General features: G+C 37.9%; 14 protein-coding genes. 2 read left to right on the top strand and 12 right to left on the bottom strand.

The features are described 5' to 3' along the window. A complete protein-coding gene (locus ACZ5EP_RS02715; RefSeq protein WP_464509335.1) occupies positions 1-1,227 on the top strand; it encodes a M16 family metallopeptidase in 1,227 nt (408 codons plus the stop codon). Here the strand turns inward: ACZ5EP_RS02715 and ACZ5EP_RS02710 are convergent. From ACZ5EP_RS02710 to secA, 8 genes are read right to left on the bottom strand one after another with little or no spacing between them, the layout of a single operon-like run. Continuing rightward, entirely contained in the window at positions 1,213-1,734 is a 522-nt protein-coding gene (locus ACZ5EP_RS02710; RefSeq protein ID WP_464509334.1) for a methyltransferase family protein, read from the bottom strand. The genes ACZ5EP_RS02715 and ACZ5EP_RS02710 overlap by 15 nt on opposite strands. After that, a complete protein-coding gene (locus tag ACZ5EP_RS02705) occupies positions 1,731-2,390 on the bottom strand; it encodes a YggS family pyridoxal phosphate-dependent enzyme (protein WP_127680442.1) in 660 nt (219 codons plus the stop codon). Before ACZ5EP_RS02705 ends, ACZ5EP_RS02710 begins: the two co-directional genes overlap by 4 nt. A gap of 1 nt (position 2,391) precedes the next feature. Continuing rightward, complete coding sequence (rseP, locus tag ACZ5EP_RS02700; RefSeq protein WP_127680445.1) at positions 2,392-3,435, bottom strand: RIP metalloprotease RseP; 1,044 nt, start codon at positions 3,433-3,435, stop codon at positions 2,392-2,394. Continuing rightward, positions 3,428-4,024 carry a CDP-diacylglycerol--glycerol-3-phosphate 3-phosphatidyltransferase gene (gene pgsA, locus ACZ5EP_RS02695; RefSeq protein WP_127680447.1) on the bottom strand — a complete coding sequence of 199 codons (597 nt, stop codon included), beginning with the start codon at positions 4,022-4,024 and terminating at the stop codon, positions 3,428-3,430. Before pgsA ends, rseP begins: the two co-directional genes overlap by 8 nt. Beyond that, positions 4,024-4,803, bottom strand: a complete 780-nt coding sequence (locus tag ACZ5EP_RS02690) for an enoyl-ACP reductase (RefSeq protein WP_464509333.1) — start codon at positions 4,801-4,803, stop codon at positions 4,024-4,026. The genes pgsA and ACZ5EP_RS02690 overlap by 1 nt, the downstream gene beginning before the upstream one ends. 9 nt (positions 4,804-4,812) lie before the next feature. Further along, positions 4,813-5,679 carry a 4-hydroxy-tetrahydrodipicolinate synthase gene (gene dapA / locus ACZ5EP_RS02685; RefSeq protein WP_464509332.1) on the bottom strand — a complete coding sequence of 289 codons (867 nt, stop codon included), beginning with the start codon at positions 5,677-5,679 and terminating at the stop codon, positions 4,813-4,815. Positions 5,680-5,733: 54 nt separating this feature from the next. Next, positions 5,734-6,927, bottom strand: coding sequence for an FtsX-like permease family protein (locus ACZ5EP_RS02680; protein ID WP_464509331.1), 1,194 nt, complete (start codon positions 6,925-6,927; stop codon positions 5,734-5,736). 38 nt (positions 6,928-6,965) lie between these two features. Continuing rightward, positions 6,966-9,617: a preprotein translocase subunit SecA gene (gene secA, locus ACZ5EP_RS02675; RefSeq protein ID WP_464509330.1), complete on the bottom strand. Its 2,652-nt coding sequence runs from the start codon at positions 9,615-9,617 to the stop codon at positions 6,966-6,968. A gap of 66 nt (positions 9,618-9,683) precedes the next feature. On the opposite strand from secA, the gene lolA reads away from it, so the two are divergent. After that, positions 9,684-10,181 (top strand): LolA-like outer membrane lipoprotein chaperone, encoded by a 498-nt coding sequence (gene lolA / locus ACZ5EP_RS02670; RefSeq protein WP_464509329.1) that lies wholly within the window; start codon positions 9,684-9,686, stop codon positions 10,179-10,181. Here the strand turns inward: lolA and ACZ5EP_RS02665 are convergent. The 4 genes from ACZ5EP_RS02665 to ACZ5EP_RS02650 form a co-directional block, all read right to left on the bottom strand. Further along, on the bottom strand, positions 10,178-10,960 hold the full coding sequence (locus tag ACZ5EP_RS02665; RefSeq protein WP_464509328.1) for an inositol monophosphatase family protein: 783 nt from the start codon (positions 10,958-10,960) through the stop codon (positions 10,178-10,180). The two genes, lolA and ACZ5EP_RS02665, sit on opposite strands and share 4 nt — an antisense overlap. Positions 10,961-10,966: 6 nt before the next feature. Continuing rightward, a complete protein-coding gene (gene htpX / locus ACZ5EP_RS02660; protein WP_127680461.1) occupies positions 10,967-11,845 on the bottom strand; it encodes a protease HtpX in 879 nt (292 codons plus the stop codon). A gap of 99 nt (positions 11,846-11,944) precedes the next feature. Continuing rightward, positions 11,945-13,459 carry an MFS transporter gene (locus tag ACZ5EP_RS02655; RefSeq protein WP_464509327.1) on the bottom strand — a complete coding sequence of 505 codons (1,515 nt, stop codon included), beginning with the start codon at positions 13,457-13,459 and terminating at the stop codon, positions 11,945-11,947. A gap of 113 nt (positions 13,460-13,572) precedes the next feature. Further along, entirely contained in the window at positions 13,573-14,898 is a 1,326-nt protein-coding gene (locus ACZ5EP_RS02650; protein WP_464509326.1) for an adenosylmethionine--8-amino-7-oxononanoate transaminase, read from the bottom strand. Positions 14,899-14,962 lie beyond the last annotated feature (64 nt).

The raw sequence follows: 14,962 nt of genomic DNA, 5'->3' as shown, positions 1-14,962 counted from the left end.
ATGCTTCATAAATTCTATACGCATAAACTGAAAAACGGCTTAGATGTAATAGCGATTCCTGTGAATAAAGGCTCCAACGTAATTACAAGCAATATTTTTTATAAAGTCGGAAGCAGAAACGAAATAATGGGTAAAAGCGGAATAGCCCATATGCTCGAACACATGAATTTTAAATCTACAAAAAACCTTGCTGAGGGAGATTTCGATAAAATAGTAAAAAGCCTGGGCGGAGTTGACAACGCATCAACCGGGTTTGACTATACACACTATTACATAAAAACTTCCAGCACTTATCTTGATAAAACGTTTGAGCTTTTCAGTGAAGTTATGGAAAATTTAAATCTTAACGACGACGAATTTCAGCGCGAGAGAAAAGTAGTTTATGAAGAAAGACTCTGGAGAACGGATAACAATCCTATCGGGTATCTCTATTTCAGACTGTTTAACAACACATATCTTTACCATCCTTATCACTGGACGCCTATAGGATTTAAAGACGATATTTTAAACTGGACAATAAACGATATCAGAGATTTTCATAAAACCTACTATCAGCCTAAAAACGCGTTTTTGCTCGTAGCCGGAGATATTGAACCTCAAAAGGTATTCAACGCAGCGGAAAAATATTTCTCACATATTAAAAACCGTAAAAAAATCCCGGATGTGCATATGAAAGAGCCGGAACTTGACGGAGACAGACATATAACCGTTAAAAGAGACACCGAGGTCGACATAGTCGCAATTGCTTACAGAATTCCGGATTTCAGACATGAAGACCAGTTTGCCCTGAGCGCCTACAGTGAAATATTAAGCGGAGGCAAAAGCGGAACTTTAAGAGAAAAACTTATTAATAAAAAAGCGTTAGTCAGTGAAGTATACGCATACAATATGGAACTGATCGATCCGGGAGTGTTTTTGGCTCTTGCGATATGCAATCCGGGTATCAGTCCGGACACAGTAGAAAAAGAACTTAAAAAAGAGATACTAAATACTAAAATAACCAAAAAAGCGCTGAACAAAGTAAAAAATCAGACAAAAATGGATTTTTTAACTCAGCTTGAAAGCTCCAGCGGGGTCAGCAATATTTACGGAGATTATTTCGCAAAAGGAGACATAACGCCTCTTTTGGAATATGAAGAGAAAATAAACTCCCTGACTCCTGAAAAAGTAGAAGAAATTAAAAAATATTTTGATAAAAGCGTAACCGTTAAACTAATCAAAAAATAGCTTTTTAAAACACTCCTTTGTTTTTGGAAACAGGGGTGTTTTTTCTTTATATTTAAGATAATCGTCTCCGAATTTTATATATGCTTCTTTTTCTTCAAGGGTAACAACCATTATAAATATAAAAAAAGCTTCAAGTGGAGCGATAAAAAATATAAAACTCGGAAGCCCTAAAAAAAGAGCTACTCCCAACGGCAGCAGCATAAGTCCGAATAGCATGGGATGACGTGTACATTCGTATATACCCGAAGTCACAAGTCTGTTCGTTTCAAGTCTCGGTATATCACCGTCTCTCCCTTTTCTTTTAAGCTCCCTGCCTCCTACCGCTGCGGCGTGGAAAGCAAGTTTCAGTGCAAAAAAGCCTAATATTAAAGTTATAAAATGAAAATAAGGATTAAAAAGAAGGGATTTAAAATACTTTAAATCCAAATAAAGGGAAAGCGCAATACCTCCGAATATTAGAATAATCCAGATTATAATCCTGATTACTACGGATGCCGTTGTTTTCATAGATATGAGTTCAGTAAAGCGCTTCCGACCCTTATCATATTAGAGCCCTCTTCTATCGCTATTTCGAAATCCCCGCTCATACCCATAGAGCATATCTTCGCTCCGTAAGGTTTAAGCTGTTCAAATATTTTATATGTCAGTCTGAAACTCTTTCTGATCTCTTCTTCGTCATCGACATGCGCGCCTATCGTCATAACACCCTGAAGGTTAATATTAGGAAGATTTTCTTTGATTTTCAGATACGTCTCAACAGCAAGTTCCGGCTGTAAACCGTGTTTTGTAGGCTCTTTTGCCGAGTTTATCTCAAGAAGGCATCTTACAGGTTTATCCGTTCTTTTATTAATTGCTTCGGCCAGTTCATAAGAGTTGATTGACTGGATCATAAAAGGATTTAATTTTAAAAGTTTATTGATTTTATTCTTTTGCAGATTGCCGATAAAATGCCACTCGATAGGCAGATCGCTAAGGGCGTTTACTTTATCTTCCATATCCTGTACCCTGTTTTCCCCAAAAGCCCTCTGCCCTTCGTTATAAAGTTTTCTTAGAGGCTCCGTATCTTTTGTATATTTTGTAACGGCTACGATCTGGACTATAAGATGTTCGCTTCTTCTAAGCCTTGCTTCTTCAACTCTTTGAATTAATTCGTCTAACGTCATTTTATCCTCCTATTAACCTGTGAAGGTCGTTGTAAACACCGATAAGCATTAAAGAGCCGAGTATTATCCAGCCCCCTATTGTAAGCTTGACCATTATCTCTTCGCTCACTTCTCTTCTGAAAACAGCCTCATACAGATTGAACATTATATGCCCTCCGTCAAGAGCCGGTATCGGCAGAAGGTTTAGCACCCCTAAGTTTACACTGAGAAGCGCTGCGAGAAGCAATAACGGCTGCCACCCGTAACTTGCTACTTTTGCGGTAATATCCACTATTCCTATAGGACCGCTTAACGTATTAAGCCCTACCGCACCGGTAATAAGTTTTTGAACGCCTTTTACTATAAGCGTTGAATCGCTTACGAATTTATCCCACGCCACTTTAAACGCTTCCAAAACTCCGTAATGCACCTTTATAATATCTCCGCTCGGAACGATTCCCACTATTTTTCTTTTTACTTCTTCGTTAAAAACGTTTTTAGCCGTTTCTACTTTCGGTTTGAGTGTAATATTAAAAATTCTGCCGTTTCTTAGAATTTCCATATGCAATACGGAATATTTTTGCACCAAAGGCGATATATCATCCCATGAACGTATTTTTACTCCGTTTATTTCAATAATTTTATCGCCTTTTTTCAGCACTTTTGCGGCAGGCGTATTCGGAATTGTCTGACCGACTACCGGAGCGAGTTTCGTCCATCCTGTAAACGCAATAAACAGATAAATCAAAAAAGCCAGTAAAAAATTAAATCCTGGACCTCCCAGAAGTATCAGAATTCTCTGCCAGGGAGATTTTGCGTTATACGAATCCGGATCGTCGCTTTTTACATACGGATTTGAGTCGTCCTGCCCTTTCATCTGGACATATCCTCCTAAAGGCACGGCGCTTAGACACCATTCGGTTTCTCCGAATTTCTTACAGACAAGTTTTTTTCCAAAACCGATTGAAAAAACCTCTACTTTGACACCGACAAGTTTTGCCATTAAAAAATGTCCGAATTCATGGAAAAAAATTAAAAAAGAAAGTATTATTATCGCACTAATCATTTTGAGCTTTCACATAAACTTTAATATAATCGTATCCGCTGTAAAGCGTCAGAACAACCGCAATCCATAAAAGACAGTTTGCACAGGGCCAGTTCATAAGCAAAAACCCTATAGCCCCCATTTGAGAAACAGTTTTTACTTTCCCCGCCATAGACGCTTTTACGCTTAATCCTTCCTGAGCCATTGAAATTCTAAGAGCTGTAATAAAAAACTCTCTGACTAAGATAAGATATATCGCCCAGGCGTTTGCCCTGTGTAAAAACAAAAGACCCAAAAATGCCCCTAAGATAAGCATTTTATCGGCCAAAGGATCCAAAATTTCTCCGAGTTTGCTGCTTGCGTCAAAATTTCTTGCAATAAAACCGTCAAAAAAGTCGGTAATACTTGCTATTACAAATATTAAAGCCGCAAAATAGTCCATCCAGCTCGGATGAATACCTGCAAACATATCTCTGTCCACCAAAAACAGATACATCAAAAACGCCAGTAAGACTCTTATAAAAGCCAATATATTAGGAACGTTTTTTAATCTCTTTTTCCAAAGTTCGTATCTGTACAGTTTGATACCGTCATCAGTAATTATTGACATTAACCGATCTTTCCTCCGAATGTAGTTCCGCCGTCAACAACAACAGTCTGACCAGTTATCCAGCTGGCTTCATCCGTACATAAAAAGTATGTTATTCCGGCCAAATCTTCCGGTACACCCATTCTGTTAAGAGGGCTTCTTTTTTCAACTTCGGCTTTTACTTCTTCATAATTAGGAAACGCTTTAAGGGCATCCGTATCAATAGGACCTCCGCTTACGGCATTGACCCTGATTCCCCATTCTCCAAGCTCAGCAGCCGCATATTTAACCATTGTCTCAACAGCTGCTTTAGAACTTCCGTGGCCTGCATAATTAGGAGTATAAACAAGATTCCCGGTAGAACTTAGAGAAATTATGCTTCCGCCTCCTACTTTTTGCATTCTTTTAGCCGCTTCCTGAGCCCCTACTACAAAAGCGTTGACAGTTGCGGTAAATATATTGCATATTCCTTTTGGTTTTAGTCTCATAAAAGGTCCGAACCCTCCTACAACCGCTCTTCCGCTGATAATCGCGTTCGAAACGAAAAAATCGACTCTGTCAAAATCCTCGTCAATCTGTTTGAATAAATCTTTATATGTTTCAGGTTCCAAAATATTAAGTTTATACGCTTTGGCTTTAATTCCATATTTTTCCTGCCACTCTTTTGCAAGATTTTCTGCTATTTCCTGGTTTGAATTATAAGTGAATGCTATATTAACGCCCTCTTTTGCAAATCTTTCGGCTATCGCTTTGCCTATACCTCTCGTTGCCCCGCTTATTACTAACGTTTTACCCTTCATTAAAATCCTTTAAATATATTTTTTTAAAACTTCTTTTATTTTCGCCTTGTTTTCATCACTCGGTTCACAAAGCGGCAGCCTGTATTCCAGACTAGGAATCAGTCCGGCTTCATACATTGCGTATTTAATCGGTATCGGATTGCTTTCCACAAAAAGAACTTTGTTAATATCATACAGTTCTTCATTGATAGCCCTGCTTGTATCAAAATCACCTTTTAAAGCGCTGTGTATAAGTTCGGCTATTCTGTTAGGAAGAAGATTTGAAGTCACCGAAATACAGCCTTTTCCTCCGGTAGCCATTATCGGATAGTTTATTGCGTCATCTCCGCTTATTACGGCTATATCGCTGTTTGCACATAGAGCAACCACGTTTTCTATACTTCCCGTAGCTTCTTTAATGGCAATAATATTCTCAACATCGTTAAAAAGTTTTATTGCTGTTTCTACATTTATATTGCTGCAGGTTCTTCCCGGCACGTTATATAAAACAACAGGAATTTTAATTGCGTTTGCAAGAGCTTTATAGTGTTCGTAAAGTCCTCTTTGAGTAGGCTTGTTATAATACGGAGATACGCTGAGTACCGCATCCGCACCTTTCGCTTCGGCAAATTTAGCCAAATCTATACTTTCATGGGTAGAATTGCTTCCGGCCCCGGCTAAAACTTTAGTATTCGTCCCTCTACAAATCTCTACGGCTATTTCAATACATCTTTTATGCTCGTCATGAGTCAGTGTAGCACTCTCTCCCGTAGTTCCGACCGGAACAACCCAGTCAATACCGTTGTCAATCTGCCTTTGTATAAGTGAGGCATATGTTTCTTCGTCAACTTTTCCGTTTTTAAACGGAGTAATAAGAGCGGTCATTGCGCCTTGCATAAAACGTCCTTTTTTACGAAATTATAGCATAATATATAAATTGGAATGGAAAAATTATTCATATCTTAAAGTTTCAAGCACATCGGTTTTACCGGCTTTAACGGCAGGATATATGCTTGACAGTATCACAATCACAAATGCACCCAATATTATAAGTCCGAAATCAACCGGGCTCAAATCTATAGGCAGTCTGCTGACGCCGTAAACGTCAGCCGGAAGCTTGATAATATCAAACGTTTTAAGAATCCAGATACCTATACCGCCTATTATTGCGCCGAATGTAATTCCCATCAGACCTATAAGTGTTCCGAGTTTCAGAAAAATAGATTTAATTTCCCTGTTGCTGGCGCCAAGGCTCAGCATAAGGGCAATCTCTTTTCTTTTACTCATTATCATCATAAGAAGAGAGCTTATTATATTTAAAGCCGCTACTATTATAATAAGCATAAGCACCAGAAAAAGAGCTCTTTTTTCCATTTTCAAAGCTGCAAAAAAGTTTCCGTTCTGCTGCCACCAGCCTATTACTCCGACTCCCGGAGGCACGGCTTTTTTTATTTTTTCTATATCCTTAAACGGATTAGGACTCCATATATGTATCCCGCTGTAATAATTTTGGTGAAGAATTCTTTTAAGCCCGTTTATATTCATATACGCTATGCCTTTATCGTATGCGATAAGTCCGCTTTTGAAGTAAGATACGACTTTGACCTTTTTAAGTATAGGAGAAATTCCAAAGCCCAGAGGCGTCATTTTAGAAAAAATCATAATAACTTTTTCGCCTTTAACTATTCCAAGGTCGCTAAAAAGCCTGCTTCCGACTACTACGTCAAAAAGTCCTGGTTTTTTAATGTCTTTTATGGCGTTTTTGAAAATATAGTTGATTCCGGCTTCTTTTTTAAAATCTACACCGTAAAGCATAACACCGTATAAAGAGCCTTTCTGAATAACGGCGCTGCTTTCGATATATGGCGAGTATTTGAAATTAGGGAATTTTTTTTCAAGTCTGTGAAGAAGAGTGTCGTCAACGTTTACCAAAGAAGAATATACGGTAATGGGATAATTCATAACTTTAAGTTTTTTTTCAAACTCTTTATCCATACCGTTCATTATCCCCATAGCGATCATAAGCGTTGCCACACCGGTCATAATGCCTAAAAAGGCAAGAATAAAGCTGATATATATAAACGGATGTTTTCTGTCAAAACGGAGGTATCTTTTAATTATAAAATTAACGAATTTTTTATTCAACCTCTTCTGCCTTTACGTCCGTTTTTAATTTTTCATTATTAAAATTTAGGACTTTTACCGCAGCAGTCTTTATATTTTTTACCGCTGCCGCAAGGACACGGATCATTTCTTTTTACTCTTTTTTTCTGCTGTTTCGCTTCAAATTCAGCCTTTAAAGCTTCTGTCTGGCTTTCAAGCTGTTTCATAATCTCGTCCATATCGGCCTGTTCCATCTCTTCCGGAATTTCAGGGATGTTTTTAAGTATTTCGTCAATATTTTTACCCTTAATGGCATTCATAAACTCCGCAATATCAGGATCAATATTTGGTTGCTGATATTCAATCTGAAGATTATGGAGAACCTTCATACTTTCCACTTTAACTCTTTGAATAAGTTCCTGGAACAGATTAAAGCTTTCTTTTTTGTATTCAACAAGAGGGTCTTTTTGGTTGTAGCCCCTTAATCCTATACCGGTTTTCAGGATATCCATCATATACAGATGGTCTCTCCAGCTCTCATCAAGAACCTGAAGCATAACCTGTCTTTGAATTCTGTTCTTGTCCTCATCACTGGCTTCTGCAAATTTTTTCTCATATTCTTCTTTTAATCTGTTTACCAGATACTCTTTAAGAGTTTCATAGTCTTTGCCGCTCAGATCTTCTTTTGTAAATTCTATTCCGGTGTATTCTTTCAGATGTGCAATTAAATTATCATAATCAAAATCTTCTTCAAGAGAATGAGGGAAAATCTCGGCTTCAGATAAAATATATTCAACAAACTCTTCTCTTATTTCCTCTATTTTTTTATCTATATCAAACCCTGGATCTAAAAGCTGATCACGGAAAGCATAAATAACTTTTCTCTGCTCATTCGCAACGTCGTCGTATTTAAGAATATGTTTTCTGGCTTCAAAGTGCATTGTTTCAACTTTTTTCTGTGCGTTTTCAATAGCACGCGAAACAATCTTACTGTCAATATGCTCGCCTCTGTCTATTCCGAGCCTGTCCATAATATTCTTAATTCTTTCGCTTCCGAATATTCTTAGAAGATCGTCTTCCAAAGAAAGATAGAACTGGCTCTCACCCGGATCTCCCTGACGACCCGAACGTCCTCTTAACTGATTGTCAATCCTTCTGCTCTCATGTCTTTCGGTACCGATAATGTAAAGACCGCCGAGTTCTCTTACTTCATCATCGATTTTAATATCGACACCCCTACCGGCCATATTCGTAGCAACGGTAACAGCGCCTTTTTTACCTGCTTCCGCAATAATCTGCGCCTCTTTTTCGTGATTTTTCGCATTAAGCACCGTATGAGGGATTTTTTCTTTTTTAAGAAGACGGCTTAAATATTCACTTTTTTCCACGCTTGTAGTACCGACAAGCACCGGCTGGCCTTTTTTGTGCAGTTCTTTTATTTTTTTAACGACCGCTTCGAATTTTTCTTCTTCTGTTTTATAAACAAGATCGTTTTTATCGGCTCTGATTACAGGTTTGTTCGTAGGGATAGATATAACTTCAAGACCGTATATTTCTATAAATTCGGTCGCTTCGGTCTGAGCCGTACCTGTCATACCCGCAAGTTTTTTATAAAGTCTGAAATAGTTTTGGTAAGTGGTTTCCGCAAAAGTCTGTGATTCTTCCTGAATTTCCACGCCTTCTTTGGCTTCCAATGCCTGGTGGAGCCCTTCGCTGAATCTTCTTCCTTCCGCAATTCTTCCCGTAAACTCGTCAACTATTAAAACTTCGCCTTTTCTTACGATATAATCTTTTCCTTCCTGGAACAGATAGTTCGCTTTAAGAGCCTGATCCAAATGATGTGCAAGTATTGCGTTTTCAGGAGTATAAAGGTTGTCAACTTCAAAAAGCTCCTCAGCCCTTCTTATACCCTCTTCCGTTAAAAGAACGACTTTGTCTTTTTCGTCAACTTTAAAATGTTTGTCTTTTTCAAGCTGTTTTGCTACTTTATCTGCTCTTTCGTAATCTTCAACCCTTTTATTAGCCGGACCTGAAATAATAAGAGGAGTTCTTGCTTCATCAATTAAAATAGAGTCGACTTCGTCGACGATTGCATAATAATGCCCTCTTTGAACTTTGTCGTTAATATCAAACGTCATATTGTCTCTAAGATAATCAAAACCGAATTCGGAATTCGTTCCGTATGTTACGTCACACTGATATGCCTGTTTTCTTTCATAATCTTCCATACCGCCCACTACGCATCCTGTAGTAAAGCCGAAAAATTCATAAAGTCTGCCCATATCGTTGGCGTCACGCTGTGCAAGGTAATCGTTTACAGTTACAACATGTACGCCTTTGCCAAGCACCGCATTTAATACAACAGGCAGCGTAGCAACGAGTGTTTTACCCTCACCCGTTTTCATTTCCGCTATTTTGCCTTCGTGTAAAACCATACCACCTACAAGCTGTACGTCGAAATGTCTCATTCCGAGAACTCGCTTTCCGGCTTCTCTGACCATTGCAAAAACGTCGTTTAAATATTTATTGAGCGTCTCCTGCTCATCGGCTCCGTTTTTTACTTCTTCCAAAATCTGATTTTTAATTTTTTCAAATTCGTTTTTAATTTCATCATCGCTCATTTTTTCATATTTTTCTTCTAAAGCGTTTATTTCTTTTACTCTTGCGAAATATTTTTTGAGCTCTCTGTCGTTTTTTGTTCCAAAAATTTTTCTAAATACGTGTTTAACCATAAAAAAAGCCTTTGCAAAGTTTTTTGTTATAATAACATAAATTAATTTAAGAATGGAGATTCATAATTGAGAATTATATTAATTAATATAGCGTTAATTTTAAACCTGTTTGCTTTAAAACTTCCTCACTATTTTTCTGCGGATTTTACGCAAAAAATTCAGCAGGACAACCATACATTAATATACAAAGGAAAAATCTATACTGATTCGAAAAACGTATTCTGGCAATATATCTACCCGAACGAAAAAAAAATCTGGATTAACGACAGGGTGTATATCTATGAGCCGGATCTTATGCAGGTAACAATTTCCAAAAAACCGAAATTCAATCTTTTCAACGCTCTTAAAAACGCCAAAAAAATCAAAAACAACGAATATGTTGCGGAAGTTCAAAACAAAAAAGTATATTTTAAATATGGAAAAACTTTAGAAAAAGCCTGGTACACCGATGATGTAGGAAACAAAGTGGAAATTTTATTTTCAAACCAGTCGGAAAAGAAAATCGCCCCTTCCGTATTCATACCCACATATCCGAAAGATATAGACGTTATATATCAGGATTAAAGAAGGCTTAGAAGATTTTCATGTATCAGGTCGTTTGTAGCGACTATGCATTTATCGTTAAACATATCAAATTCCCCGCCTCTGTCGTTTGTAACTTTGCCTCCGGCTTCGTTTACTATCAATATCCCGGCACTTACGTCCCACGGTTTGAGATTTATTTCATAAAACCCTTCATATTTACCTTCCGCCACATAGCATAGATCCAGCGCGGCGCTTCCGAGTCTTCTTATATCCTGACATTTCGGAAGAACGTTATGAAGCCTGTTTATTACAAGATCGAGATCTTCCGTATTGTCTGCGCTTGAATACGGAAATCCCGTTCCGATTAAAGCTCTTTGAAAATAATCGTTTTTACTGACATTTATTTTCTTACCGTTTTTATATGCGCCCTCGCCCGCAACAGCCGTATAAAATTCATTAAGCACAGGATTGTATACAAAAGCGAATTTCGGTTTTTTATTTTCATAAACCCCGACACTTATGGCACAGTGAGGTATCTGATGTGCGAAATTGGTAGTACCGTCAATCGGATCGATTATTATGGAATTTCCAAATTTGTCTTTAACGGATTCTTCCGCAATAATAGAATAATCAAATCTTTTAAACTCTTCTTTTAAAAACTCTTCGATTTTTACGTCGTATTCAGTAACTAAATCTTTTTTGCCTTTAAGGGTGATTTCCTTGGAGGAGTAAAACCCCTCTTTGAAAATCTCCCCGGCTTTAATTATTATTGATTTTATTTCTTCAAATTCTTTAATTCTCAATTCTACATTCTCCATTCTCAATTATATGTTGTATCCCATCTCTCTTGCAACCTGTTTAATATTTTCAAGTCTTTTTTCAATAGGCGGATGCGAACTGAAAAGATCCAAAAATCCAACTATTCCGAATGCTTTCATATCTTTAGGAAGTGCAACCTGCTCTTTTGGAATCTGTCCTAGTTTTGCAAGTGCGTAATATATCCCTTCCGGTCCGTCGAGTCTTACGGCTCCAGCATCCGCTTTATATTCCCTGTATCTGCTGAACCACATAGCAAGCATTGTCGCAAATATACTCAAAAGCATCTCAAGCGCAAAACTTATAGCCATATAAGCGAAAGGATTTTCATTTCCTTCTTCGTCTTTAGGTGAAATAATACTCGCAATCAAGCGCGATACGAAAAACACAAATGTATTTAAAACACCCTGTAAAAGCGTCATTGTTATCATATCGCCGTGTTTGATATGGCTGATTTCGTGTGCAAGCACACCTTCTATTTCTTTTGTATCCATTAAATCAAAAAGACTTGTAGAAACAGCTACAAGCGCATCGTTTCTGTTCCATCCTGTGGCAAACGCGTTAGGAGGCCCGTCAAATATACCTACTTCCGGCATCCCGATACCGGCTTCTTTAGCAAGTTTGGCCACCGTGTTTACAAGCCACGCTTCGGCATCATTGCTCGGAGTTTCTATTACTCTGACTCCCGCACTCATTTTTGCCATCCATTTAGATAAAAACAGCGAAATCAAAGCGCCGCTGAATCCCACTATAAAAGACAAAATCAAAAGTCCGCTGATAGTTCCCTGGTCCAGTCTCACACCGAAAAACGCCTCAATTAAAAATATAGTTAAATAAATCGATGCCATTACCGCTACGTTCATTAAAATAAGCATAATTATTGCCATACTTTATTCTCCTTTACTCAAGTTTTTTTAGTATTATAACTAAAAGTTATATGTTCGTCAACATTTTAAGCTTAAATTTTATTTTTTTTATAAATATTATTATTTTTTCTTAACAACCATTAAATAATAAATAGTAACAATTGGAATTGTAACGTTCAAAACGGTAACTATTATCATCAAAATTCCAAGTTTGCTGTAATCCTGAGGCATTACAACGTGTCCGTTTTCAACGACTTTACGGCTGACTACGAATATTTCGTTTAAATATTTCGTAAAGAGCCCTCCGGCGGTGAGAGCCAGGTTCATAAGGCTTGCCATAAGGGCAAACCAGGTAGCTCTTTTGCCTTCCGGCGCATAAATGGCTATGAGTGTAAGAAGCGGAATCATACTAAGCTGTGCAAAAGGAGACTCCACCGCTGTGTCTATAACAGCTACTGTTTTTGGAGAAAGTCCCCAGCTCTGAGGTATACCGTAATACAGACCGATAATCGGTAAAAAGAGTATCGTAGTAATGACAGTTAGCCATATAAGTGTATAATGGACTGGCTTTTTAGCTATAAAATCACTGAAAAGCCACATTCCTAGAATTGAGAGAATTGCGCCGATTTGAGAAAGCGTTCCGAAAAATGCTTTATCGAAATGCAGTATGTCAATTTCCCACCACTGAAGCCCGGGACCTACACTCGGCATTGCACGGTATACAAAAATAATAATTGCCGTTTTGATAATAAAGCTTTTTGTTTTCGGGTCTATATCTTTTAAAAGAAGAGACAGCATATAAACAATTACGCTGAAACTGACTAAAAATACAATTTCCTGAGAATACTTAAATACAAAAGCAACTATGTGATTTTGCCAGTGCTGATACTGCCCGTATCCCATAAGCACGACAAATACGGCAAAAGCCAAACCGCCGCAGAGAATTTTACAGTTGATGGGGCTTGGTTTGGCAACGTCAAGTTTTACTATCGTAACTCCGATAATGGAAATCAAAGGAATAATTAAAGAAATTTCGAAAATAGTTTTATAAGACAAAATCTGAGCAAGCCACCCTGAAAGACCGGCCACAAGAACTCCGGCAAATGAAATGGCAAGACGGCCCAAAATCTGCACATACGCAAGCTCTTCCTGAACTATTTCCTCGGGCTGGTTACGGTCAACTACTTCCGTACTCATAGTATCGGCCACAACATCCTGCAAAACAAATCCGATTACGCTTAAAAGTGCGGAAATAATATACACATTTTCCTTGCTGGCAAATTTAGCCCACGGATAATCACCGGCAAGACCTATTAAAAGCACCGTCCCGGCAGCTATTAAACTGGCTCCGATATAAACATACGCCCTTCTTTGTGAACCCAGTATCGGCACACTGTCCACAAGCTGCCCGAATACCATTTTAATGGTCCACGGAATACTTAACCATACACCCAAACTCACCAGTGCTGTCGCGGAAAGATTTAACTGCTCTTTTACCCAGAATGTTTCCGCCACACCGCTTATTCCGCTTGCACCGTAAGCAAAATATATCATCAAAAGCGGCAGATATCTTAGTCTGAAATGCCTGATTGGATTTAAAAGTGATTTTTTAATAGCTTCTTTTATATTTATCATTTTATATCTCCGGTTAAAATTATTATTCAAACTATATACAATATTGATTAATTTATCATTGAAAATCTAAAATTTATATTTTATTTCATAATCTTTCACTGCAGCTTTATATATCAATTTTCTATACTCTTAATCCCCTCATACGCCACATCTGTCATTTTATCAATTTCATCATATTCAATTACATACGGCGGCATAAAATATATCACGTTTCCGAGAGGTCTTAGCAATACTCCGTTTTTAAGCCCGAACTCGTAAACTTTAAGCCCTTTTCTCTCCTGCCAAGGATAATCTATCATTTCGACTGCGGTAATCATCCCCGTTTGACGTATATCTTTTACATTCGGAAGGTCTTTGAACTTTTGCACTTTGTCCCAGATATATTTTGATAATTTCTTATTTCTTTCCAGTACAGAATACCATTTCCCGTCTTCATATTTCCACTGTTTCATTTCAAAAATGTCAAGTACGGCGTTAGCCGCCGCAATCCCGAGAGGATTCGCCGTATACGAATGCGAATGCAAAAACGCCTTTAGTTCAGTGTAATCGCAATAAAACGCCCTGTAAACATCATCCGTCGTAAGCACTACGCTAAGCGGCAGATATCCGCCTGTAAGTCCTTTACTCAGACACATAAAATCAGGCTTGATTCCGGCCAGTTCGCATGCAAACATACTGCCCGTTCTGCCGAATCCCACGGCAATCTCATCTGCAATCATCAGGATATTGTATTTATCGCAAAGCTCCCTTAGCCCTTTAACAAACAGAGGCGAGTGCATTTTCATATATCCTGCACACTGCACAAGAGGTTCGATTATAAGCGACGAAATGTTTTTATGATGTTTTTCGAAAATATTCTCGGCTTCTTTCAAAGCTTTCTGCGCTTCTTCTTCGCTCTGATCTTCAGGTATAGTGATAGTAATGTTTTTAATCAGTATTTCTTTATAGGTATCTTTATAAAGCCCCACATCTCCGACGCTTAAAGCGCCTATGGTTTCACCGTGATATGAATTTTTAAGACTCAGAAAAAGTTCTCTCACCTGGCCTTTGTTTTTCCAGTAGTGAAAAGCCATTTTAATGGCGACTTCCACGGCGCTGCTTCCGTTATCTGCATAAAAAACCTTGTCAAACCCGCTGAGTCTGCAAAGTCTCTCACCGAGCCTTACCGCTCCTTCATGAGTAAAACCTGCAAAAATTACGTGTTCTAGCGTTTCAAGCTGTTGTGAGATTTTTTTATTTATATATTCGTTAGAATGTCCTAAAATATTAACCCACCAGCTGCTTATGGCGTCTATATATCTGTTTCCTTCAAAATCTTCGAGCCAGACGCCTTTTGCTTTTTTTATAGGAATAATAGGTAAAAATTCGTGATCTTTCATCTGAGTGCAAGGATGCCAGTTGAATTTTAAATCTTTTTGCATAATTTCTTGATTTTTCATCAAAAATCCCTTCTTTAGGACGTTTTTTTTTATTATAATATCAAAAAACGTGTTAGAATTTATA

This window comes from Nautilia abyssi (genome assembly GCF_055388085.1).
The sequence above is the reverse complement of the archived record's forward strand: the minus strand, read 5'-3'. Positions and strand labels throughout refer to the sequence as shown.